This window comes from Pseudomonas sp. GW821-FHT09E04 (assembly GCF_059416185.1).
The window spans coordinates 346,968-369,230 of record NZ_JBWKOR010000001.1 but is presented as its reverse complement, the minus strand read 5'-3'; the positions used below and the strand labels follow the sequence as shown (position 1 = coordinate 369,230).

General features: G+C 59.0%; 22 protein-coding genes and 2 pseudogenes. 14 read left to right on the top strand and 10 right to left on the bottom strand.

The genetic code is table 11. From position 1 onward, the window contains the following. Positions 1–264: 264 nt before the first annotated feature. The 4 genes from AC07N4_RS01790 to AC07N4_RS01775 all read left to right on the top strand — a co-directional run bounded on the left by AC07N4_RS01790 (position 265) and on the right by AC07N4_RS01775 (position 3,836). Positions 265–2,250 (top strand): type VI secretion system Vgr family protein, encoded by a 1,986-nt coding sequence (locus AC07N4_RS01790; protein ID WP_493064800.1) that lies wholly within the window; start codon positions 265–267, stop codon positions 2,248–2,250. Then, positions 2,247–2,804 (top strand): hypothetical protein, encoded by a 558-nt coding sequence (locus AC07N4_RS01785; RefSeq protein WP_493064799.1) that lies wholly within the window; start codon positions 2,247–2,249, stop codon positions 2,802–2,804. The genes AC07N4_RS01790 and AC07N4_RS01785 overlap by 4 nt, the downstream gene beginning before the upstream one ends. A 273-nt stretch (positions 2,805–3,077) precedes the next feature. Then, entirely contained in the window at positions 3,078–3,347 is a 270-nt protein-coding gene (locus AC07N4_RS01780; protein ID WP_493064798.1) for a DUF2790 domain-containing protein, read from the top strand. Between the two features lie 90 nt (positions 3,348–3,437). Continuing rightward, positions 3,438–3,836, top strand: a complete 399-nt coding sequence (locus tag AC07N4_RS01775; protein WP_273538156.1) for a hypothetical protein — start codon at positions 3,438–3,440, stop codon at positions 3,834–3,836. On the opposite strand, the gene AC07N4_RS01770 is transcribed toward AC07N4_RS01775, so the two are convergent. After that, positions 3,833–4,102, bottom strand: coding sequence for a DUF1652 domain-containing protein (locus AC07N4_RS01770; protein WP_273538158.1), 270 nt, complete (start codon positions 4,100–4,102; stop codon positions 3,833–3,835). The genes AC07N4_RS01775 and AC07N4_RS01770 overlap by 4 nt on opposite strands. A gap of 370 nt (positions 4,103–4,472) precedes the next feature. Between AC07N4_RS01770 and eco the strand changes: the two genes are divergently transcribed. Further along, on the top strand, positions 4,473–4,958 hold the full coding sequence (gene eco / locus AC07N4_RS01765; protein ID WP_493064797.1) for a serine protease inhibitor ecotin: 486 nt from the start codon (positions 4,473–4,475) through the stop codon (positions 4,956–4,958). A 26-nt stretch (positions 4,959–4,984) separates the two neighbouring features. Here eco and ilvA read toward each other — a convergent pair. Next, a pseudogene (ilvA, locus tag AC07N4_RS01760) lies at positions 4,985–5,974 on the bottom strand (threonine ammonia-lyase, biosynthetic); the annotation flags it as partial. Between the two features lie 251 nt (positions 5,975–6,225). Here ilvA and AC07N4_RS01755 point away from each other — a divergent pair. Further along, positions 6,226–6,564: a DUF2834 domain-containing protein gene (locus AC07N4_RS01755; RefSeq protein ID WP_493064796.1), complete on the top strand. Its 339-nt coding sequence runs from the start codon at positions 6,226–6,228 to the stop codon at positions 6,562–6,564. Here AC07N4_RS01755 and AC07N4_RS01750 read toward each other — a convergent pair. Together AC07N4_RS01750 and AC07N4_RS01745 are read right to left on the bottom strand one after the other, a co-directional pair. Beyond that, complete coding sequence (locus tag AC07N4_RS01750) at positions 6,545–7,468, bottom strand: magnesium transporter CorA family protein (RefSeq protein WP_493064795.1); 924 nt, start codon at positions 7,466–7,468, stop codon at positions 6,545–6,547. The genes AC07N4_RS01755 and AC07N4_RS01750 overlap by 20 nt on opposite strands. A gap of 7 nt (positions 7,469–7,475) precedes the next feature. Next, positions 7,476–9,050, bottom strand: a complete 1,575-nt coding sequence (locus AC07N4_RS01745) for a RimK family ATP-grasp domain-containing protein (protein WP_102619811.1) — start codon at positions 9,048–9,050, stop codon at positions 7,476–7,478. Positions 9,051–9,142: 92 nt separating this feature from the next. On the opposite strand from AC07N4_RS01745, the gene rimI reads away from it, so the two are divergent. Beyond that, entirely contained in the window at positions 9,143–10,246 is a 1,104-nt protein-coding gene (rimI, locus tag AC07N4_RS01740) for a ribosomal protein S18-alanine N-acetyltransferase (RefSeq protein WP_493064794.1), read from the top strand. A 5-nt stretch (positions 10,247–10,251) separates the two neighbouring features. Here rimI and AC07N4_RS01735 read toward each other — a convergent pair whose 3' ends face one another. Next, complete coding sequence (locus AC07N4_RS01735) at positions 10,252–11,397, bottom strand: PQQ-dependent sugar dehydrogenase (RefSeq protein WP_493064793.1); 1,146 nt, start codon at positions 11,395–11,397, stop codon at positions 10,252–10,254. Positions 11,398–11,447: 50 nt separating this feature from the next. Next, a complete protein-coding gene (locus tag AC07N4_RS01730; RefSeq protein WP_493064792.1) occupies positions 11,448–11,771 on the bottom strand; it encodes a hypothetical protein in 324 nt (107 codons plus the stop codon). Positions 11,772–11,977: 206 nt separating this feature from the next. On the opposite strand from AC07N4_RS01730, the gene ku reads away from it, so the two are divergent. Beyond that, positions 11,978–12,838 (top strand): non-homologous end joining protein Ku, encoded by an 861-nt coding sequence (ku, locus tag AC07N4_RS01725; RefSeq protein WP_493064791.1) that lies wholly within the window; start codon positions 11,978–11,980, stop codon positions 12,836–12,838. 40 nt (positions 12,839–12,878) lie between these two features. Here the strand turns inward: ku and lpxO are convergent, their stop codons facing one another. Further along, positions 12,879–13,778, bottom strand: coding sequence for a lipid A hydroxylase LpxO (gene lpxO, locus AC07N4_RS01720; protein WP_096820478.1), 900 nt, complete (start codon positions 13,776–13,778; stop codon positions 12,879–12,881). Between the two features lie 573 nt (positions 13,779–14,351). Further along, the gene (locus AC07N4_RS01715; RefSeq protein ID WP_493064790.1) at positions 14,352–14,843 is read right to left on the bottom strand and encodes a hypothetical protein; all 492 of its coding nucleotides are present in this window, start codon (positions 14,841–14,843) and stop codon (positions 14,352–14,354) included. Positions 14,844–15,115: 272 nt separating this feature from the next. Here AC07N4_RS01715 and AC07N4_RS01710 point away from each other — a divergent pair, with 272 nt between their 5' ends. The 4 genes and pseudogenes from AC07N4_RS01710 (at position 15,116) to AC07N4_RS01695 (ending at position 18,981) form a co-directional block, all read left to right on the top strand. Beyond that, positions 15,116–15,505 carry a hypothetical protein gene (locus AC07N4_RS01710; protein WP_102621326.1) on the top strand — a complete coding sequence of 130 codons (390 nt, stop codon included), beginning with the start codon at positions 15,116–15,118 and terminating at the stop codon, positions 15,503–15,505. Between the two features lie 79 nt (positions 15,506–15,584). After that, positions 15,585–16,049, top strand: a pseudogene (locus AC07N4_RS01705) (tyrosine-type recombinase/integrase); the annotation flags it as partial. Between the two features lie 12 nt (positions 16,050–16,061). Next, positions 16,062–17,648 (top strand): ABC-F family ATPase, encoded by a 1,587-nt coding sequence (locus AC07N4_RS01700; protein ID WP_096820333.1) that lies wholly within the window; start codon positions 16,062–16,064, stop codon positions 17,646–17,648. A gap of 145 nt (positions 17,649–17,793) precedes the next feature. Further along, positions 17,794–18,981, top strand: coding sequence for an MFS transporter (locus AC07N4_RS01695; protein ID WP_102621328.1), 1,188 nt, complete (start codon positions 17,794–17,796; stop codon positions 18,979–18,981). 4 nt (positions 18,982–18,985) lie between these two features. Here the strand turns inward: AC07N4_RS01695 and AC07N4_RS01690 are convergent, their stop codons facing one another. Together AC07N4_RS01690 and AC07N4_RS01685 are read right to left on the bottom strand one after the other, a co-directional pair. Then, complete coding sequence (locus AC07N4_RS01690) at positions 18,986–20,023, bottom strand: alpha/beta hydrolase family protein (protein ID WP_102621329.1); 1,038 nt, start codon at positions 20,021–20,023, stop codon at positions 18,986–18,988. A 236-nt stretch (positions 20,024–20,259) separates the two neighbouring features. Next, positions 20,260–20,871 carry an FMN-dependent NADH-azoreductase gene (locus tag AC07N4_RS01685; protein ID WP_096820330.1) on the bottom strand — a complete coding sequence of 204 codons (612 nt, stop codon included), beginning with the start codon at positions 20,869–20,871 and terminating at the stop codon, positions 20,260–20,262. A gap of 127 nt (positions 20,872–20,998) precedes the next feature. Here AC07N4_RS01685 and AC07N4_RS01680 point away from each other — a divergent pair, with 127 nt between their 5' ends. Then, a complete protein-coding gene (locus AC07N4_RS01680) occupies positions 20,999–21,907 on the top strand; it encodes a LysR substrate-binding domain-containing protein (RefSeq protein WP_096820329.1) in 909 nt (302 codons plus the stop codon). Then, positions 21,904–22,263, top strand: coding sequence for an MmcQ/YjbR family DNA-binding protein (locus tag AC07N4_RS01675; protein ID WP_096820328.1), 360 nt, complete (start codon positions 21,904–21,906; stop codon positions 22,261–22,263). Before AC07N4_RS01680 ends, AC07N4_RS01675 begins: the two co-directional genes overlap by 4 nt.

The following is a 22,263-nucleotide window of genomic DNA, read 5'->3' as shown; positions in this document are numbered from 1 at the left end:
GGGGGTGAGCGCCCATGATGGCAGATGGCTTTGACGTGCCACAGGCGACTTTAGTCTGAAACTGACTGATTGTTCTTGAAGGCCGTCGTTGGCGATTGCGCTGGATCAGTCGCCCGCAAGTACCGGTTTCACAAGGCGAAACAACCGGTCTAAGGGTTTTCCCTATGCCTTCGGGCCGGTGCTTCTACGGCATTTGCGCCTTGAACGAGGCCGTTTAATCCTGCACCATCCGCCCACGCTAATCCAAAGGACGGAAATCAAGGCATGCTGGACGCCAACGCTACCCACATTACCCTCACGCTCGAGGGCGCTTCCGCCGATCTGCAAGTCCTCAGCTTCACCGGTCGCGAAGCCCTCAACGAACCGTTCCGTTTCGACCTCGAACTGGTCAGCGCCCGTCCCGACCTCAAGCTCGAAGAACTCCTGCACAAGCCCGGCTGCCTGACGTTCGGCGCCACCGGCGAGGGCAAGATTCATGGCCTGGTGTATCGCATCGAGCAAGGTGACTCCGGCAAGACCCTGACCCGTTACAGCATCAGTCTGGTGCCGCAACTGGCCTACCTGCGGCACAACCATGACCAGCAGATTTTCCAGCAACTGACGGTACCGAAGATCATCGCTCAAGTCCTGGAAGATCGCGGCATCCTGGCCGACGCCTACAGCTTCCAGCTCAGCGCCGAGTACCCGGAACGCGACTACTGCGTGCAGTACGACGAGTCCGACCTGCATTTCATCCAGCGCCTGTGCGAAGAGGAAGGCATCCACTTCCACTTCCAGCACAGCAGCAGCGGCCACAAACTGGTGTTCGGTGATGACCAGACCGTGTTCCGCAAACTGAAACCGGTGAACTACCAGCAAGACTCCGGCATGACCGCCGACAAACCGGTGATCAAGCGCTTCAACCTGCGCCTGGAAACCCGCACCAGCCGTGTCAGCCGTCGCGATTACGATTTCGAGAAACCGAAGATCCTGCCTGAAGGCGCCGCCAAATCCGCGTTCATGCCGGACCTTGAGGACTACGACTATCCCGGCCGTTTCACCACCCGTGAGCGCGGCAAGTTCCTCTCGACCCGAGCGCTGGAGCGCCATCGCAGCGACTACAAACTCGCCGAAGGCAAGGGTGACGAGCCGACACTGACGACCGGCCATTTCATGTCCCTGGCCGAACACCCGCGCGCCGAGTGGAACGACCTGTGGCTGCTGCTGGAAATCTTCCACGAAGGCAAGCAACCGCAAGTGCTGGGCGAAAACGTCACCAGCGACGTCACCGACAACAAGAGCGATTTCCACCAGGGCTACCGCAACAGCTTCGTCGCCACCCCGTGGGACGCGCACTACCGCCCTGCCCTCGAACACCCGAAACCGAAAGTCCTCGGCAGCCAGACCGCCATCGTCACCGGCCCCGCCGGCGAAGAGATCCACTGCGATCAGTACGGCCGCGTGAAAGTGCAATTCCACTGGGATCGCGACGGCCAGGCTGACGACAAGACCACTTGCTGGATGCGCGTCGCCAGCGGCTGGGCCGGCGCGGCCTACGGCGGCATCGCCATCCCGCGCATCGGCATGGAAGTGCTGGTGACCTTCCTTGAAGGTGACCCCGACCAGCCGCTGGTGACCGGTTGCCTGTACCACAAGGAAAACGTCGTCCCTTACGACCTGCCGGCGAACAAGACCCGCAGCACCTTCAAAACCCTGAGCTCACCGGGCGGCAAGGGCTACAACGAGTTCCGCATCGAAGACAAGAAAGGCGTGGAGCAGATCTACATCCACGCCCAGCGCGACTGGGACGAAAACATCGAGCACGACCAGAAGATTCGGGTTGGCAACGAACGGCACGACACCGTCGAAGCCAATACCCTGAGCGAATTCAAGGTCGAGGAACACCGCATCACTCATCTGGATCGCAAGAGCGAAATGCGCGCCAACGATCACCTGACCGTGGGCGTGACTCAGCACGTGAAGGTCGGCACCGGGCAGTTCGTGGAAGCAGGCACGGAGATTCACTACCACGCTGGCGACAAAGTTGTGATCGAGGGCGGGATGGAGCTGACGGCCAAGGCTGGCGGCAGCTTCGTCAAGGTCGATGCCGGTGGCGTGACCATCAGCGGTGCCGAGGTGAAAGCCAATACCGGTGGTGCGCCGGGCGCGGGCACCGGGATCGCGATTCTGCCGCCGGTCATTCCGGCCCCGGCCGCTAACGACAAGCCAGGCACCGTCGTGTCGCCAAAGCAGGTTGTGAAGTCTGCGTGATACGCAATGTAGTCTTCGCGGCTGGACTCATCGCATCAAGCCTTCACGCCTTTGCCGCTCAGCCGCCGTTCACGACGGTGGCTGAGTGTGATCTGGCCGGCTCCGACAGCAGACTATCCTTGCTGCGGGGCCATCCCCTCTCCGACGCTCACGTTTACAAGATCCGTCAGGAGCAAGAAACCGGATTCTTGTATGCAGATGCCGATAAGTCTTTCGGCAGTCGTGTTGATTGGCAATGCGTGCCCACAGGCAAAGGCGTGAATGTCTTTCTGATCACTGGCGAGTTCAGCTCCAACTACCAACAAGGCATCCTGTTCTTTCGGGATACAACTGACAGGTGGGTACACCGTGTGGAATTTGCGGAAAGGAACCGCCCTCGTTGGATATTGAGCGGCTCGAAAGGCCCTCAAGTGATATTCGAGAACGTCGGGCATGAAAGCGTCCACAAGTACCTGATTTACGGTCCGGCGGACGCCTATCTGGAAACGGACGAGCTGCCGGCTTCCGCAACCGTCGAAGGTGAAGCGCTGATTGAGCTGAAACCTTATCCGTAGACGCTGAGATTCTTTGTTCAACAGGGGACCATTGCGCCCCCCTTGAACCGCCGAAAGCAGACAAGGCATCCACCCTTGTAGGAATCCGCCGAGACTCTCCCACGAAACAATCCCCCCGCCAGACAGCTGGCATTCAGCCGGGTTAACCCCCAGTTAACGCCGCGGTCAAAGACTCTACTGAACCGCACGCTCTCAGCCCGATGCTGACGCCCAGTGCGGCAGGCCTGGCGTGTTTCACGCCGGGCTTTCTTTCCGTCGCACGGGAGTCCCTCCATGAACATTCGTCCGTTTCTGCTCACCACCGCCCTCGCCTGCACCGCGTTTACCGGGCTGGCCCAGGCCAATGACACCGCCGCAACAACCAAAGCCGTGCCTTACACCTACGGCATGCCTTTGAATGTGGCCAAAGTGGTATCGATGACCGAGCAGCCCGCAAAGACTTGCAAGGTGATTGATGCCGATATGAAGTACATCGACACCACCGGTAAACCCGAAGAAATCACTTACCGGAAAATGTCTGACGCCTGCGACTTCCAGAACTGACAGAAAGCTCTGAATTGCGGCTTTGCGGTAGGCGAGCAAGGGTCTCGAAGGTTATCCTCGGATCACTTCTCACTGCCGCAAGGATTCGCCATGCAGTTGTCGTTTCGCACGTTGTCGACCCTCACCTTTTGTCTGTGTTTTCTACTGGCGCTGGCCTGGGGGCTGGTGCCGCAGGTGTTGCTTTCGATCTGGAGCATTGAATATTCAGAAGCAGCAGGTTTTGTAGCGCGACGCATGGCGGTGCTGTTTGCAGCGTTGGGGGTGATGTTTTATCTGGTGCGCAATGCGCCGGTGTCGATCGCGCGCAATGCGCTGAGCAACGGCTTTATCGTCGGCTGTTTTGGTTTGGCAGTACTGGGATTCTCAGAATGGCTCAACGGCCACGCCGGCCCCGGGATTCTGCTCGCGGTGCTGGTCGAGTTCGCGCTGGGCCTCGGTTTTGTCCAGGCCCGGCGCGTGACGATCGAACTGGGTGAAACGGTCGGTTAAACGACTCTGGATCGCGGCAATGAATGATGGGTTGCCGTGTGTTGCGCCAGATCCGAGCGCAACCCGGCGATCAGGCCGTTGATTTCGCGACAGCTGTTCAAGTGACTGGCATCGATGCCACTCACCAGCAAATCAACCTGATCGGTCTGGTGATCGCCATACACCTTGACGGTCATCGACAGATCCGGGGACAGCGTGCATTGGCAGCGTTTCGGCAGAAAGCTGCTTTCAATGATATTGCGTAGTTCCAAGGCAGACAGAAACATGGCGAACCCTCTCCTTACTGTGAGACTGCCAATCAAGTATTCACATGACCGTTACCACGCCTCCCCACGGGTGTATCCCCGCTGAATCCCTGGGTGTGGCAAGCGGCTGTACTGCGAAATGCCCATTGGAGTGTAGGCGCACAAACTCGGTGCGCCGCACCAAATCAACGCATAAACCGTGCCTTTCATCGGGTCGATTTCTCCTCCTTCAAAATCAATGGTTTGGCAAAAAAACAGGCAACTGGCCAGTTGCAGAATGCAAGATCCGATCGTGCAGGCACTGCAATTTGCAAGTGGCTGGCGGTTTGCATTCACCGCCCATGACAGTGAGAATGCCCGTCTACCAACGTACACCCGCCAGGAGGCTTCAATGGGAAATTTCACTGTTTACGCGACCGCCGGCCTGATGCTCGCCAGCCTGTCTACCCTCACCCACGCCGCCAAACTCGAAGACACGGCGCCCTACCCCAAAGCCGAAGCGGGCTTCACTCGTCAGGTCATCCATTTGCCGCAGCAGGCACAGGAAGACAACTTCAAAGTCGAAATCCTCGCCGGCAAGACCCTTGAGGTGGACTGCAACCGCCAGCGTCTGGGCGGCACCCTTGAAGAGAAAAACCTCGAAGGCTGGGGCTATCCGTTCTACCGCCTGGAAAAAGTCAGCGGCCCGATGAGCACGCTGATGGCCTGCCCGCCCGGCACCCAGAAAAAACGCGCCTTCGTACCGGTGATCGGTGACGGCTTCACGGTGCGCTACAACAGCAAGCTGCCAATCGTGGTTTACGCACCGACGGATGTCGAAGTGCGCTATCGCATCTGGTCGGCTTCGGACAAGGTCGGCGTCGCCATTCCCGAGTAATCTCAAGCCACAACACCACACGCCGCCGCTCGCTCGGCGACGTGACGCAAACTGTCGAAGTTGATATTGGCGCCGGAATCGATGGCGATCAGCGTCTGATTCCGTGCGCCGGTTTGCGCCACGTACTGTTTGATGCCCGCGACCGCCAGCGCCCCGGAAGGCTCGGTGATCGAGCGGGTATCGTCGTAGATATTCTTGATCGCTGCGCAGAGTTCGTCGTTGCTGACGCTGATCACTTCATCCACGCAGAAACGGCAAACCTCGAACCCGTAGGCGCCAATCTGCGCCACCGCTACGCCATCGGCGAAAGTGCCCACACTCGGCAGCACCACCCGCTCATCTGCCTGCAAAGCAGCCTTCAGGCAGGCCGAGTGCTCCGACTCCACGCCAATGATCCGCACCTCCGGCCGCAAGTATTTGACGTATGCCGCGATGCCGGCGATCAACCCGCCACCGCCCACCGGGACAAAGATCGCATCAAGCGCGCCCTGATGTTCGCGCAGGATTTCCATGGCAACCGTACCTTGGCCAGCGATTACATCAGGATCGTCGAACGGCGAGACAAACGTTCGCCCGGTCTGCTCAGCCAGTTGCAGCGCGTGGGCCAGGGCAACCGGAAAGCTTTCGCCATGCAGCAATGCCTCGGCGCCGCGACTACTGACGCCCAGCACTTTCAACTCAGGTGTTGTGGCCGGCATGACGATAGTCGCAGCAATGCCCAATTCACGCGCCGCCAACGCTACGCCTTGAGCGTGATTGCCCGCCGACGCCGTGATCACCCCGCGCGCCTTTTGCTCGTCGCTCAGTTGCACGAGTTTGTTGTAGGCACCACGGATCTTGAAGGAGAACGTCGGTTGCAGGTCTTCGCGCTTGAGCAGGATCCGGTTGCCCAGCGCTTCGGACAAGGCCGGCGCCAGTTGCAACGGCGTGCGCACCGCCAGCTCATACACCGGCGCGGCGAGGATCTTTTTCACGTACTGCTCAAGCAGGGCTTGCTGGGCGGGGCTGTGGCGCATGGTCGTCTCCTGACGTTTGATTCAGAACCCCGGAGACAGAAAGTAAAAACCCGCCTCTAGGGCGGGTTGGGTGCTGCAGTCGTGAGCTAGCCCGCCAAATGAGGAATGGCGGTAATAATGCTTGGCTGGCAGCGCAGTACGGTGGAAGTCATGGGCTCGAAATTAGCCCGGGCGTTGCTGGCAAGTCAATGGCGATTTTTGCGGCGGGTCTGTAGGCTGGCCTTTCGCTCATCTGCCCAAGGAAGGAATACATGATGTCCATCGCCCTGCCCCTCGCCGCGTTGATTGCCTTCAGCGGCTACACCGTTGGCGTGATGCTGCAAGCCGAACAATCGCTGATCGACTTCGGCATCAGCCTGATGTCGCGGCCAGACACTGCGCAGGTGGTGATCGATCTTTATCTGCTGGCGACCCTGGCCGGCATCTGGATGTTCAAGGATGCGCGCAAGCGTGGGCAATCGGGCTGGTCGGTAGTGCCGTACCTGTTGCTGACGGCGGTGTTTGTTTCGGTCGGGCCGTTGTTGTACCTGGTGGTCCGGGGCCTGCAGGATCGCAAACGCCCGGCCGCCGTCATTTCGCCAGACGCCTGAGCCCGAACAGCATCCCGCCGGCCCCCAACAGCATCGCCGCCAGGAATATCGGGTACGACACCCACCACGGTGTCCCGGCGGTCATCATGCTGAACTCCGACATGCCGCCGATGCTCGCAATCAGGTTGAGCGGCAAAAACACCACGTTGATCAGCGTCAGCTTGCGCAGCAGGTTGTTCATGCTGTTGTTCATCAGGTTGCCCCGGGCGTCGATCAGCCCGGAGAACACCGTCGAGTAGATTTCCGCCTGCTTGTAGCATTGGTTGTTTTCGATGATCAGGTCGTCGATCAGGCCAATGGCTTCGCTGCCGAAATGCTGCTTTTCCGCGTGGTTGCGCAGTCGCGTGAGCACCGCGCCATTGCTGTGCAGCGCGTTGATGTAATAGATCAGGCTTTCGCTGAGGTTGAACATCTGCACCAGATGCTGGTTTTGCATCGAAGCGTTGAATTTCTGCTGCAACTCCCGGGCGACCAGTTTGATCACCTTCAGGTGCCCGAGGTAGTGATGGATGTTGTTGAACAGCAGGTCCAGCAACACATCCAGCGGTGTATTGAGTGGCCGGCGCGTGCCGAGACCGTGCAACGGCGTCTCATCGGTGGCGATCACCAACAGTTGGCCCGGCGAAAACAGCAAACCGCAGGACGACACCTCGAACGCCAGGCTGCCGCCGCCGGAATAGTTCTCCGGACGCTTCCAGATCAGGAACAGATGGTCGGGGTGAAACTCGATCCGCGACACCTCGTCCGGGTCCAGCGCCGAGGCCAACGCGTGTTCGTCCAATTTGAAATGACTGTGAAGCACGTCGCGCTCGCCAGCGTCGGGGTTGCTGAACAGCATCACCTCAGCGTCCAGCCGCTCGACCCGCTGCAAGGCGCCGTGGCTCAGTGCAAAGCTGTTGATCATCGGCCGGTCACCAGGCCTGACCGCGGCGTTTGAGTTCCAGGCGCCTCACGAACTCTTCCAGCACCAGTGAATACAGATCGTCCTGCAAGTAAGCGTCTTCGATGCCGGCGTCGAGGTTTGGGTTGTCGTTGACCTCGATCACTACGACCTTGTCACCGGCCTGTTTCAGGTCCACGCCATACAGTCCGTCGCCGATCAGGTTGGCGGTCTTCACCGCCAGTTCCACCACGGCACGCGGCGCTTCGTGGATCGCCAGCGTGCGGCACTCGCCGTTGACGTCCTGGCCCTTGGCTTTGTGGTTGTAGATCTGCCAGTGCCCCTTGGACATGAAGTACTGACAGGCAAAGATCGGTTTGCGGTTGAGTACGCCGATGCGCCAGTCGTACTCGGTGTAGAAAAACTCCTGGGCCAGCAACAGCACCGAGTGTTCGAACAGCTCGGCGGTAGCTTCGAGCAATGCCTGTTGGCTCTCGACCTTGATCACGCCCCGGGAGAAGCAGCCGTCGGGGATTTTCAGCACCAACGGAAAGCCGAGACGCTCGCCGACCCGTTCGAAGTCTTCGGGTCGTTCCTTGTAGAGAATTTCCGTGGCCGGCATGCCCAGTTGGTGGCTGTTGAGCAGGTCAGTGAGATAGACCTTGTTGGTGCAGCGCAGGATCGACGTCGGGTCGTCCATCACCACCAGCCCTTCGCTTTCTGCCTTCTTGGCGAAGCGGTAGGTGTGGTTGTCGACGCTGGTGGTCTCGCGGATCAGCAAGCCGTCGTATTCGGCCAGCCGTGCGTAGTCCTTGCGTTCGATCAGTTCGACATCGATACCCATGCCTTTGCCGACTCGCACGAAGTTTTCCAGCGCACGGGCGTTGGACGGCGGCAAGGCTTCCTGCGGATCGTGCAGGATCGCCAGGTCATAACGCGCCACTTGCGGCGAGCGCGGTACACGCCAGATCTTGCGGCTGAAACCGTCCAGCGCGTTGGCGAACTGATCTTCCTGATCATCGCGCAACTTGTGCAGGGCACCGGACTTGATGCCTTCGATGTGCCAACCGTTAGTTCTACGGAATTCAACTAACAGAATCGGACACGGAAACACTTCAAACAATTGTCGGGCCAGATCCTGCAACGGCTCGATATGCGTTCTGCCGAAATAAAGTGTCAGCGTAAAACCTTCAGTATCACTGTAGAGGTGATGGCTGAGGGCTTTTTCCAGGGTTTTATCCAGGTCATCCAAAGCCAGGCCATAAAGGGATTTCCGGGTCAGTTCGCTGATGGTGCGTACCGACGGAATCACCTTGTGGCCCCGAGCCTCGGCCAGCAACGAGCAGTAGTAGCCGTGGCCCAGATACTTGTAGCTGCGGCACAGGTTGATCACCTGCACCCGTTTTCCCGGCTCATTGTCGGGGGGTTGTTCGAGGTATTCCTGCGCCGTCAGGATGTCTTCGCTGGGAAAGTAGGAGGCCCAGTCCTCCTTGCGTTCGACGATGATCAACACTTGACTTGAAGTTCTTATTTGCGGTTTTAAATAAGTTGCCGGTGGCAAGCTTTGCTTGGATACTTCGCGCCAATGACCCTGTACCGCTGACATAGAAATTGATCCGTTGGAGAACAAGACCTTTTCTATTAAGCACGAACTTTTTCGAAAGTCCCGTTTCGTTACGCAACTTTTACGGCGGTCATATGAACACTGTTTTTCGCTTGGCGACAGTTGATGATTTACCGGCGCTGCTGGCGCTGGAAATGCACTGCTTCACCACGGACCGGCTCACCCGCCGCAGCTTTCAATGGATGATTACCCGAGCCCACGGCCAGTTGCTGGTGGCCGAACGCGAGGGTCAGCTGCTGGGTTATGCGCTGGTGCTGTTCCATCGCGGCACGTCGCTTGCGCGGTTGTATTCCATCGCCATTTCCCCCGAAGCCCGGGGCGGTGGTCTGGGCAAGCAATTGCTGCAACGCATCGAGTCGTGCGCCCTTGAGCACGACTGCGCTTACCTGCGACTGGAGGTGCGCACCGACAACCCCGCCGCCATCGCGCTGTACGAACGCAGTGGCTATCGGCGCTTTGCGCTGATTCACGACTACTACGAAGACCACGCGGACGCCTTGCGCCTGGAAAAACGCATCCTTCAACACCACGACTCACGCAGCATCAAGGTGCCCTATTACCGGCAAACCACCGATTTCACCTGTGGTCCGGCGTGTTTGTTGATGGCCATGGGCGCGTTGCAGGCTCATCGCTTGCTGGAGCGCCGCGAGGAGTTGCAGCTCTGGCGTGAAGCGACCACCGTGTTCATGACCGCCGGCCATGGCGGTTGCAGCCCTCAAGGGTTGGCATTGGCGGCATGGCGTCGAGGGTTTCGCGTGCGTTTGCAACTGAGCATGACCGGGCCGCTGTTTCTCGACGGCGTGCGCGACGCGCATAAAAAAGACGTCATGCGCCTGGTGCATGACGAGTTCATGGCACAACTGAACGACACCGACGTAGATCAAATCATCGGCACGACACTGAATTTACCCCGACTGCTAAACGCCGGCGGGCAACCATTGGTGCTGATCAGCAGCTATCGTCTGACCCGCTCCAAATCGCCGCATTGGGTGATCGTCACCGATTGCGACGAAGATTTCGTCTACCTGCATGACCCGGATGTCGACCACAGCCAGCATCGCCAGCCCATGGACTGCCAGCATGTGCCGGTCAGCCATGGAGAGTTCGAAAAAATGTGCCGCTTCGGGCGCGGCAAGCTGCGGGCGGCGGTAGTGCTCTACGCTCGCTCACCCGCATGAAGTGCTCATTTGAGTCCGACCTTGTACAGCGAGCCGTCGGACTCATCTGTCAGCACATACAGGTAACCATCCGGCCCCTGGCGTACATCACGGATACGTTGTTTCAGATCGCCCAGCAAACGCTCCTCATGCACCACCTTGTCACCGTCGAATTGCAGGCGGATCAGCTCCTGAGTGGCCAGTGCGCCGATGAATACGTTGTGCTGCCAGGGTTTGAAACGATCGGCATCGTAGAACGCCATGCCGGTGACGCCGGGTGACTTTTCCCAGACGTGATGCGGTGAGACAGTACCTTCGACGATTTTACCCTGGGCTTCCGGGATGGGCTGCATCGAATAGTTGATGCCGTGGGTTGCCAGCGGCCAGCCGTAGTTTTCCCCGCGCTCGATGATGTTCACCTCGTCGCCACCGCGCGGGCCGTGTTCGTTCTCCCACAACGTGCCGGTCCATGGATTGAGCGCTGCACCCTGCGGGTTGCGATGGCCATAGGACCAGATCTCCGGACGCACACCGGACTGGCCGACAAACGGGTTGTCATCCGGCACCTTGCCGTCCGGATAGATCCGCACGACTTTACCCTGCAATTTGTCCAGATCCTGCGCAGTTGGCCGGTCGTTGTTTTCGCCGAGGGTGATGAATAGATAACCGTCACGGTCGAACACCAGCCGCGAGCCAAAGTGATTGCCGACCGACAGCTTCGGTTCCTGACGGAAAATAACAGTGAAGTCCTTGAGGGTTTTCAGGTCATCCGACAGGCGTCCGCGTCCGACCGCAGTCCCCGCCTTGTCACCGGCGCCACCGCCCTCGGCATACGACAGGTACACCATCCGATCCTGTTTGAAGTCTGGCGACAGCACCACGTCCAGCAATCCGCCCTGCCCCTTGGCCCAGACCTTCGGAACGCCCTCGATGGGCGCCGATCGTTTGCCGTCCATGCCCACTACCCGCAGGTTACCAGGGCGCTCTGTCACCAGCATGCCCTGACGATCCGGCAAGAACGCCAAGGCCCATGGATGCTCAAGACCCTGCGTAATGGTGGTGACTTCGAGGGTGCCCTGTTCGCTTTGCAGTTCCTTCGAGGCGGCAGCGAATGCCGGGCTGCAGATCACTGCGCTGGCACACAGGCCGGCTAAAAGGGTTTTACGCAACATGCACGATTCCTTTTGTTCGATTGAAGGGCTGACAGAAACGGTTCTGCCATTCAACGGTTGCTCTCGCCATCACGGGCGGGTGGGTTGGGAATGAATTTCGGCGGTGTACTCGGCACCGACCGCAGAGGCTGGCCATTGCCGATGCCGCCGTTTTCCACCGTGGGCGGTCGAGGGACGGGGACGGTATTTGGCCCGCGGATCACCGGATTGGCAGGCTGCGTGCCCTGCATGCTGTTGGGGTTGGCCCTGTGAATCGGGCTGTTGTAAGGATTATTGCTGTTGCCGGTCGGGCTTTGCGCCAGTAACAGGGTATCGGCATGAACCGCCCCGCCACTGAGGGTCAGCAATGCGATGCCAAGCAGAAAACGGTTCATGAACGGCCTCTCTCGATGCGCGTGTTTTGATGCATGTGGCTTAGAGCCTTCGAGTCCACGCTACGCCCAGGGTTCGGATTTGTTAACCCGTCACCGATAAACAAGGTGTAACACGGTTTGACCTGCCTCCCGCCTTCCCCCCGAAGACAGTGGAAACTTTTGCGCCGGGCCACGGGTCACCCGAATATCACTCGGAGAACGTCACCATGGCTCGGGCAATCTGGAAAGGCGCAATCAGTTTCGGTCTGGTGCACATCCCCGTGGCGCTGGTCTCGGCAACCTCATCCCGGGGCGTGGATTTCGACTGGCTGGACAGCCGCAGCATGGACCCGGTCGGCTATAAACGGGTCAACAAGGTCACCGGCAAGGAAGTCACCAAGGAGCACATCGTCAAAGGCGTGCAGTTCGAAAAAGGTCGGTATGTGGTGCTCAGCGAGGAGGAAATCCGTTCGGCGCACCCGGTTTCGACCCAAACCATCGACATCTTCGCCTTCGTCGACAGCGAGCAGATCCCGCTGCAAAACATCGACACCCCCTACTACCTGGCCCCGGACAAACGCGGTGGCAAGGTCTACGCGTTATTGCGCGAAACCCTGAGCAAAACCCAAAAGGTCGCCCTCGCCCGCGTGGTTCTACACACACGCCAGTATCTGGCGGCGTTGATGCCATTGGAGTCGGCACTGGTGTTGGTGAAATTGCGTTGGCCACAGGAAGTGCGCAGCCTCGATGAACTGGCGCTGGGCAGCGAGGTGACCAAACCGCAACTGGCCAAAGCCGAGCTGGACATGGCCAAACGGCTTGTTGAAGACATGAGCGCCGACTGGAAACCCGAAGATTACACCGACGCGTTCGAAGACAAGATCATGGCGCTGGTGGACAAGAAGGCCCATGAAGGCAAGATCGAGGACGTTGAGACCGTTGACGGCGAAGAAGAGCGCAAATCTGCTGATGTGATCGATCTGACGGAGCTGCTCAAGCGCAGCCTGGGTGGCAAGACTACCGCCAAATCGAAGGCCAAGGCAGCCAGCAAGACAACGACGGCCAAAAAAACCAAAAAGGCCTCGTAAATAAAATCGGGCGACTGTCTTTCAACAGTCGCCCGATTCATCAGATCAGAATGAAGATCGCCAGCAGACCGCCGAAGATCGCCCACTTTTCCAGGTAGTAGAGCTTACGATTGCGCTTTTTCAGCTCTTTGCCGCGCAGGCGAATCTTGTAGATCTTGGTAAACAAGCGGTTGATACCGCCGGTGCGGTCGCCCGCATCGTTCGGCGCACCGGCGGCCGACATCACGGTACGGCTGAACCAGCCGTTGAACGCGGCCGCCCAGCGGTACTTCATTGGACGCTCGACATCGCAGAACAGAATGATGCGGTTCTTGTCGGTGGTGTTTTCCGCGTAGTGAATGTAGGTCTCGTCGAACATCACCGCCTCGCCGTCGCGCCAGTGATAGTTCTCGCCATCGACGTTGATGTAGCAACCGGCGTCGTTCGGCGTTTCCAGGCCCAGGTGATAACGGTAGGAACCGGCATACGGGTCGCGGTGACGCACCAGTTTCGAGCCGGGCGGCAGTTCAGCGAACATCGCCGCCTTGATCGAACCGATGCTCTGCACCAGTTCAGTGGTGCGCGGGCACAGTTGCAACGCCGACGGGTGGCTGTCGCCGTACCATTTCAGGTAGAAGCGCTTCCAGCCGGTCTTGAAAAAGGAGTTGAAACCGACATCGTCGTACTGGTTGGAACGCTTGATCTCGCCGGCACGCAGCAGCTTCTGCCCTTCCTCACGGATTTCCTCCCAATGAGCCTGCAACGGGCTCAGATCCGGGAAATCCTTCGGATCGAGGTAGGGTTTGTTCGGATTCTTCGAAAACAGATAAAGGAAGCAGTTGATCGGGGCCAGGAACGTCGAGTGATCGCTCAGCTGGCGGCCCAGTTTGTGGCGCACACGACCACGCAGGTGAACGTATGCAATGGAAATGACATAAATAGCAGCAATGATGAGTTTCACGGAAATCGTCACACGTCAAAAGTGAACAAACTGCGCGCCTGCCGGCCGGTGGCCCAGGGTCTGATGCAGTGGCATGAATACAAATACTATCCCGGTGGCACTTCCTTGAGCCCATGCCGTTAGCGGCTATTGGGTGATCGGATGGCATTTTAGCCATACTTTGTAACCAAAGGTGAACCTCATCTGTGAAAAACTGTCCGCTGAATCTGCCAAATGGCGACCACGTCGGCTTCACACGGGTGAGCCGCGCCTGTCGCATCAGCGCTACAGCAGATCGAGATTGACGAGAGGACGTGGAGACAGCGGGCCAGATGCGGCACCTGACTGAAACTTGAGGATTGGATCTCCTGGAACGATATCGAGGAAATCAGAGAGGCGCTGCAGAGTTTGCCTCTGAGCATTCAGGCGCTGGACTCATCGTTTTTTTACCAGACGAGCGAAAACCCGCGCCACAACGTATAGATGGCGCGGGTGCCTGGACAAGAGTGCTGGAAAGGAAGACGCGCGATCAGGGTGTACCGCCAGGCCAAACGCTCAACGTAGTACGAAGGCCTGGTGAGTAGCGAACCGCGTTTATTTGGAGGTTGAAAGGCTGGCCTTGCTCAATCCCTTGGTGTTGTGATCGCCCGGTGTTGTGGCCGAGATCGCCGTGGCCTTCGACAAGCCCCGTGTGGCTTTAGAGTGCGCGACACCCGAGGTCGCTGTTCCGTGCCCACGGTCAGTGTTGTGATCACGTCCGGTGTGTTGGCCACTCACGCCGTGATCGCGAACGGCCCTGCCGGCATGGTCCGCCTCCTGGCCTTCGGCGCGGCCATTGCTGGAGGCGCTGGCTGAGTGCCCGGCACTGTCGCCTCCATGTCCAGCACCGCCAACACCGCCGCCGTGACTGCCACCGCCACCTGCTCCGCCACCGCCACCGCCACCGCCACCACCACCGCCATGACCACCACCATCCTTGGCAAAGGCAGAAGCCACGATGGACAGTTCAGCAGGCAATAACGGCGCCGCCGCAAACATCATTACGCACGACATGACGACAACGAGGTTTTTCTTTTTTAAACGCATGATGGCATCCACAAGGGTTGATTTTACTGCCCTCTAGGACTCGCGCAGTGACATCCAGTTCAACCACAAGCGACAAGCGGAGACAGCAACACCTCACATATAAAGTGGGTGAGAATGCATTGCTTTTACATCCCTTGAAAGGGTCAAGCAAGTTGTCGCGACGTATGCCTGACATCACGTTATGATGCCCACCGGAAAGCATCCTGACCGCATGAAAGCGGGGATGCGAAATATTAATACGCTAGAAACATCGCTCAAGGAGTGGGCATTAAATGAATCAAGAAGTCGGGTCACTCACAGGCAAGATTAACTTAACCAATAACGCAGCAACCGCAGATATTTTACAACCCGAATCCGTTGTCGCTTTCGCCTCTTCGATCGCTCTGGATGAAAGCGCCCCGCTGTCCATTCGCCAAAGAGCAAAGGCGGCATTAATCCACGATGTTACTCCAGCCAAAAATCAGGCAGCCATTCTTGAGAAAATCCAGGAAAAGCTAAACCTGACATCTATCAAAACAAATGAAGCCACAGAAAAAGCAAATTCAATTCTCCTGCAAATGGTTACAAAAGATGATCTCAAAAAAGCTCAGCACTCCATCTTTTACTACTCACTAACAGCATACGCTGCCACCATCGCATCTATTGCGTATCTGCTGGCCTGACAACCGAAGCCGAAACACAACATCCCTGACTGCCCCTTTCTGTGGGCAGTTATTTTTGCTATTTGCCTTCAGGGTTTCCTTGGGCTACGGCATGCTCGAGGAACGAATCAAAACCGGCAAGGATCGGTTTGTGCTACTGAACGAACGCGCACCCCACGCGCTCGAGCTTGCCCGCCAGAACACCCACCGACGCGCCAAGGGGATTGGCAAGGTCGAGACTAAGCTCTGCGTGTTCCGGCCTTCCAGGAAGAGTGAAGACATCAAGCAGACGTCGGATCTGTACAAACGATGGGGCCCTGCGCTGGAAAGGCTGAAGGTTCGTTATCGGCCGCCGTACAACTGCCGTCATACTTATGCGACAATATGCGTAATGTCTGGCATGAATCCCGCCTTTATAGCCCAACAGCTTGGACACAGCGTCCAGATGCTGCTCTCGACCTATGCCCGCTGGCTCAATTCCAGTGGCGACCGGGGAGAGATGGAAAAGCTCCAAAATGCCCCAGGAATGGCCCAAGCGCCAGATGTGCGGCTCGCAACCCATTGATAGGTAAAGCAATTGATCTCCACAGCTAACATCACGATGCAGTTCGGCGCCAAGCCGCTATTCGAAAACGTTTCGGTCAAATTCGGCGCGGGTAACCGTTACGGCCTCATCGGCGCCAACGGTTGCGGCAAGTCGACCTTCATGAAAATCCTCGGCGGCGATCTCGATCCGTCCGGCGGTCAGGTCATGCTCGAGCCGAACGTGCGTCTGGGTAAGCTGCGCCAGGACCAGTTCGCCTACGAAGAATTCACCGTGATCGACACCGTGATCATGGGTCACGAAGAGCTGTGGAAGGTCAAGGCCGAGCGCGATCGCATCTACTCGCTGCCGGAAATGAGCGAAGAAGACGGCATGGCCGTGGCCGAACTGGAAACCGAATTCGCTGAAATGGACGGCTACACCGCCGAATCCCGTGCCGGCGAATTGTTGCTGGGCCTGGGGATCGGCATCGAGCAACACTTCGGCCCGATGAGCGAAGTGTCGCCGGGCTGGAAACTGCGCGTGTTGCTGGCGCAGGCACTGTTTTCCGATCCGGAAGTGCTGTTGCTCGACGAACCGACCAACCACCTGGACATCAACACCATTCGCTGGCTGGAAAACGTTCTGACCCAGCGTAACAGCCTGATGATCATCATCTCCCACGACCGTCACTTCCTGAACAGCGTGTGCACTCACATGGCTGACCTGGACTACGGTGAGCTGCGCCTGTTCCCGGGCAACTACGACGAATACATGACCGTGGCGACCCAGTCCCGCGAGCAGTTGCTGTCGGACAACGCCAAGAAGAAAGCGCAGATCTCGGAACTGCAATCGTTCGTCAGCCGCTTCTCGGCCAACGCCTCGAAAGCCAAGCAGGCCACTTCCCGCGCCAAGGCGATCGACAAGATCCAGCTGGCCGAAGTCAAGCCTTCGAGCCGGGTGAGCCCGTTCATCCGCTTCGACCAGAACAAGAAGCTGCACCGCCAGGCGGTCATCGTCGAGCACATGGCCAAAGGCTTCGACGGCAAGCCGCTGTTCAAGGACTTCAGCTTCCAGGTTGAAGCTGGCGAGCGCGTTGCGATCATCGGCCCGAACGGTATCGGCAAGACCACCCTGCTGCGCACCCTGGTCAACGAACTGACGCCGGATGCCGGTAGCATCAAGTGGACCGACGCCGCCGAACTGGGCTACTACGCTCAGGACCACGCTCACGACTTCGAAGACGACGTCACCCTGTTCGACTGGATGGGTCAGTGGACTCAGGGCGAGCAAATGATTCGCGGCACTTTGGGCCGGATGCTGTTCTCCAACGACGAGATCCTCAAGTCGGTGAAGGTGATCTCCGGTGGTGAGCAAGGTCGCATGCTGTTCGGCAAGCTGATCCTGCAAAAGCCGAACGTGCTGATCATGGACGAACCGACCAACCACCTGGACATGGAATCGATCGAGGCGCTGAACCTGGCGCTGGAAAACTACCCGGGCACGCTGATTTTCGTCAGCCACGACCGTGAGTTCGTATCGTCCCTGGCCACGCGCATCATCGAGCTGAGCCCGAACGGCGTGACCGACTTCAGCGGCACCTACGACGATTACCTGCGCAGCCAAGGCGTAGTGTTCTGAGTCGATTCGAGCTGTAAACGGAAAGCCCTGTCCTTGTGACAGGGCTTTTTTTTTGCGCCGAGGAAAAATAGTTAGCCTGCTTCCTTTTATTTCAGCACCACGCCATGATGCGGACTCTCCCACCGCCGCCCGCGAACGAGTCCTCATGTCTGCGCAGCAACAGCCACCGCAAAGCTCCATGGCGATCACCCTGCAGATCGTCTCCATCGTTTTCTATACCTTTATTGCCTTCCTCTGCATCGGTCTGCCGATTGCGGTGTTGCCCGGCTATGTACATGAGCAATTGGGTTTCAGCGCTATCGTTGCGGGGCTGGTGATTGGCTCGCAGTACCTGGCCACCCTGCTCAGCCGGCCGATGGCCGGGCGCATGTCAGATACCGTCGGGACCAAACGGGCGATCGTTTATGGCTTGTCGGGGATTGTGCTCAGCGGCTTGCTGACACTGATTTCCACACTGCTGCAGGACTTCCCGCTCGCGAGCCTGATCATTTTGATCGCCGGGCGTTTGCTGCTCGGCATTGCGCAGGGTTTGATTGGTGTCGGCACCATCAGTTGGTGCATGGGCCAGGTGGGCGCGGAACACACCGCCCGCTCCATCGGCTGGAACGGCATTGCCTCGTACGGCGCCATTGCGATCGGCGCACCGCTGGGCGTGCTGATGGTGGCCGATTACGGTTTTACCAGCCTGGGGATCGCATTATCGGTACTGGCGGCCGGTGCCCTGCTGTTGATCCGCAACAAACCTTCGGTGCCGGTGGTGCGTGGCGAGCGTTTGCCATTCTGGGCGGTGTTCGGGCGGATAGCGCCATTTGGCGCCAGTTTGAGCCTGGCCTCGATCGGTTACGGCACCCTGACCACCTTCATCACCCTTTATTACCTCAATCGCGGCTGGACCGGTGCGGCGTACTGCCTGACGGTGTTCGGCGTGTGCTTCATCCTGTCGCGGCTGCTATTCATTTCCGCCATCGCTCGATTTGGCGGCTTTGCTTCAGCCATCGCCTGCATGGGCATCGAGACCGTCGGCCTGTTGCTGCTGTGGCTCGCACCGTCGACCGGGTATGCACTGATTGGCGCTGGCCTGGCCGGGTTTGGCCTGTCGCTGGTGTATCCGGCGCTGGGGGTTGAAGCGATCAAGCAAGTGCCGAACTCCAGCCGCGGGGCCGGGCTGAGTGCCTACGCGGTGTTTTTCGATCTGGCGCTGGCGATTGCCGGGCCGTTGATGGGCGCGGTGGCGTTGAATCTGGGGTATTCGTGGATTTTCCTGATCGCAGCGCTGCTGTCCGTGACCGGACTGGCGTTGACGTTGTGGCTCAAGCGTCGGGCGATGGCCTGAGCCTTTACTGATCCGCCGTCTGCATCCCCGCCCGATCCGGTTTGCCCAGCGCATGGGAGAAGAACCGCCCGGCCTCGGAAATCAGGTTGCGGTGAATGTCTTCGCGATCCACGCCATCGGCATCAGTGCAAAGGGCCGGCATCGCACGAATCTGCTCTTCATTGCACGGCGCCATGAACACGAAGTGCCCTGCCCCGGCCAGTAACTTGAAGTCCGGCGCAGTCGGCAGTTTGCGCGCCAGGGCGGCGGCGTTCTTGTCGAAGGCCACCAGTTTGTCGCCGTCGCCGCTGTACAGCAGCACCGGCACATGCACGTCGGCCAGGGTGTGACGACCAAACTTGAGGCTCAGCGGCGCCATCAGCAGCAACGCATGCACGCGCGGATCGGCCACCGGCTGCAAGTCATCGCGATCAACGATCAGCTCGCCCTGGGTGTTGCAGGCGTCGCGGTCGTCCGGACGTTCCTGGCAGTAACGGCGCAGGCGATCCAGGTCAGGCTGCGCGCCGGAAAGAATCAACGCGGTCTCGCCCCCCGCCGAATAACCGATCACGCCGACCTGATCGGCGTTCACGAACGGTGCAAGCATGCGGTCGCCGAGGGTGGCGGTAATGGCTTCGGAAATCTGGATCGGGCGCCCATAGAGGTTGCTCAAGGTACCGAGGCGGCTGTGATCCTTGGAGTTGTCGCCGGGATGAATCACCGCGACCACCACAAAGCCCTTGCGGGCCAGCGACGTGGCGAGGTCGTGTAGCGCCAGTGGCGTGCCGGTATTGCCGTGGGACAGCATCAGCATCGGAAAGCGGCCGAGGGCGACCTTGGTGTCTTCGCCGGCTTCGACCGAGTAACCCTCAAGCAGGCTCATGTGTTCGCGGTCGGTGGAGGGGTAGAACGCGATGGCGCGCATCGGTTGCAGGTCGAGCGGGTCGAGGAACGTCATCTCGTGATAACCGACGCTCCAGCGCGGGTGCTGGCCGGGGGCTGCGTGCACTGAATTCAGGCTGCCGAGCAGGCAAATCAGTAACGTTGCACAAAGACGCATCATGGGATGCCCCACCCTGTTGTTACTCAATCGAAAGATCCGTTGTGTTACGACGCCCGAAACTCCGAGGTTCGGTGATCCGGCGCGGCGTTGCACTCAGACGTTGATCATCAGACTGCATAACCCGGGCCAGATTATGTAACAGTCGGAAACAAAAAACTCCGTATCTGGCCCTTGCAGAACCAGAATACAGAGTTTTTTGGGTATTGCCTGAACGAGAGCTGTTCTTTACGAAAGCCTTACGCAGCGGCGAACAGTTGCTCGCTGATACGGGTGTGAGCCGCGCTCATGGCGTTGTTGCGAACTTCTTCGCCGTAGGCCAGGCCTTCGGCACGGACGATTTCGATGTCGGTGATGCCGAGGAAGCCGAACACCAGTTTCAGGTAGTCTTCGTGAGCAACGCCCGAAGCCTGACCGGCGTGAATGCCGCCCGAGGTGGAGACGATCACGACTTTCTTGCCACCGCACAGGCCTTCAGGGCCGGCTTCGGTGTAGCGGAAGGTCTGGCCGGCGACGGCGATGCGGTCGATCCAGGCCTTGAGCTGGGTTGGAACGGTGAAGTTGTACATCGGCGCGGCAACGACGATGGCGTCAGCGGCGATGAATTCGGCCAGGGTGGTGGCGCTCAGCTCGGCTTCGTGCTGTTGTGCGGCGTTGCGCAGTTCAGCGGTGGTGCCGGCGGCGACCAGAGTGGTCGACGAAAAGTGGCTGATGGCGTCTGCAGCCAGGTCGCGATAGGTCACGACAGCAGCTGGCTCAGCGGCTTGCCAGGCTTTGACAACTTCGGTGCTCAGCTGACGGGAAGCGGAGTTGTCGCCCAGAATGCTCGAATCGATGTGCAGCAGTTTCATTTGGAATCTCCTGGAAAGAATCGCCGGTGGCGACGGAATGGAGACAATCCTACCTACGAAACCAATAGCTGATTAGACGGCAACAATGCGATAGTTTGTCCCACTGATAGAACAGTCGGATTTCCCCATGCAAGACCTCAACGATCTCTACTATTTTGCCAAAGTGGTCGAGGCCGGCGGATTCGCCGCTGCCGGCCGTTTGCTGGGCATTCCCAAGTCGCGACTCTCGCGGCGGATCGCCGAACTGGAAGAACGCCTCGGCGCGCGCTTGCTGCAACGCACCACCCGCCAACTGAAGCTGACTGCGGTTGGCGAGCGCTATTTGCGCCACTGTCAGGCGATGCTGCTGGAAGCGGAAATGGCTGATGAGACGGTGGCCAGTATGTCCAGCGAGCCCCGTGGACGTCTGCGGGTTTCGAGCCCGACGGGGCTTGCCCATGAAATGCTGCCGATGGTGATCAGCAACTTCCTGGGCAAGTACCCTCAGGTGCAACTGGAAGTCACCCTGATCAATCGCCGGGTCGATCTGATCACCGAAGGCATCGACGTGGCCCTGCGCGTGCGCGAGCACGGCACCGAAGAGCCGATGCTGGTCACCCGCCGTTTGCGCCAGGCGCAAATGGTGGTCGTGGCAAGCCCCTCTTTTATAGAGGGTCTGGAAATCAATCACCCGCAGGATCTGAAAAACCTGCCGGTGCTGGGCGCACTGGAAGCCGATCGCATGGTGCATGTGCGCCTGCTCGATCAGCACGGCAAGAGTTGCGATCTGGCGCTGGAAGCCCGGCTGGGGATCGACGATTTTATCGTGCGCAAGGCCTGCGTGCTGGCCGGCCAGGGTTTCACCCTGCTGCCGATGATGTATTGCGAAGCGGAACTGAACAACGGCACGCTGGTGCAGTTGCTGCCGGAATGGTCATTGCCCGGCGGCTGGTTGCAAGCGGTGTATCCGCACCGGCGAGGAGTGATGCCGGCGGTGCGTGCCTGGATCGATCATCTGGTTGAGTCGTTTAATGCCTGTGGAGAGCGATTGTTATGAAACAAGGAAAGTTGAGCGAAGCGGACGTCGCGGATTTTTGCCTGGCATTGCCCGGCGCTCAAGAAGACTACAAATGGGGCGGCGTGCGGGTGTTTTCGATTGCCGGCAACAAGATGTTCGCCCTGCAGGGGCTGCGCGGTGAGTCGCTGGCGTTCAAGGTCGACAAGGATCTGTTTCTCGGTCATTGCGACCGGCCGGGCATTCACCCGGCGCCGTATCTGGCACGGGCGCAGTGGATCATCATGCACCCGCCCTACCCTTTGGGCGCCGAGGAACTGCGAGGGTTGCTGCAACGTTCCCACCAGTTGGTGGTGAGCAAGCTGCCGAAGAAAACCCAGGTGGGTTTGCTGCTGTAG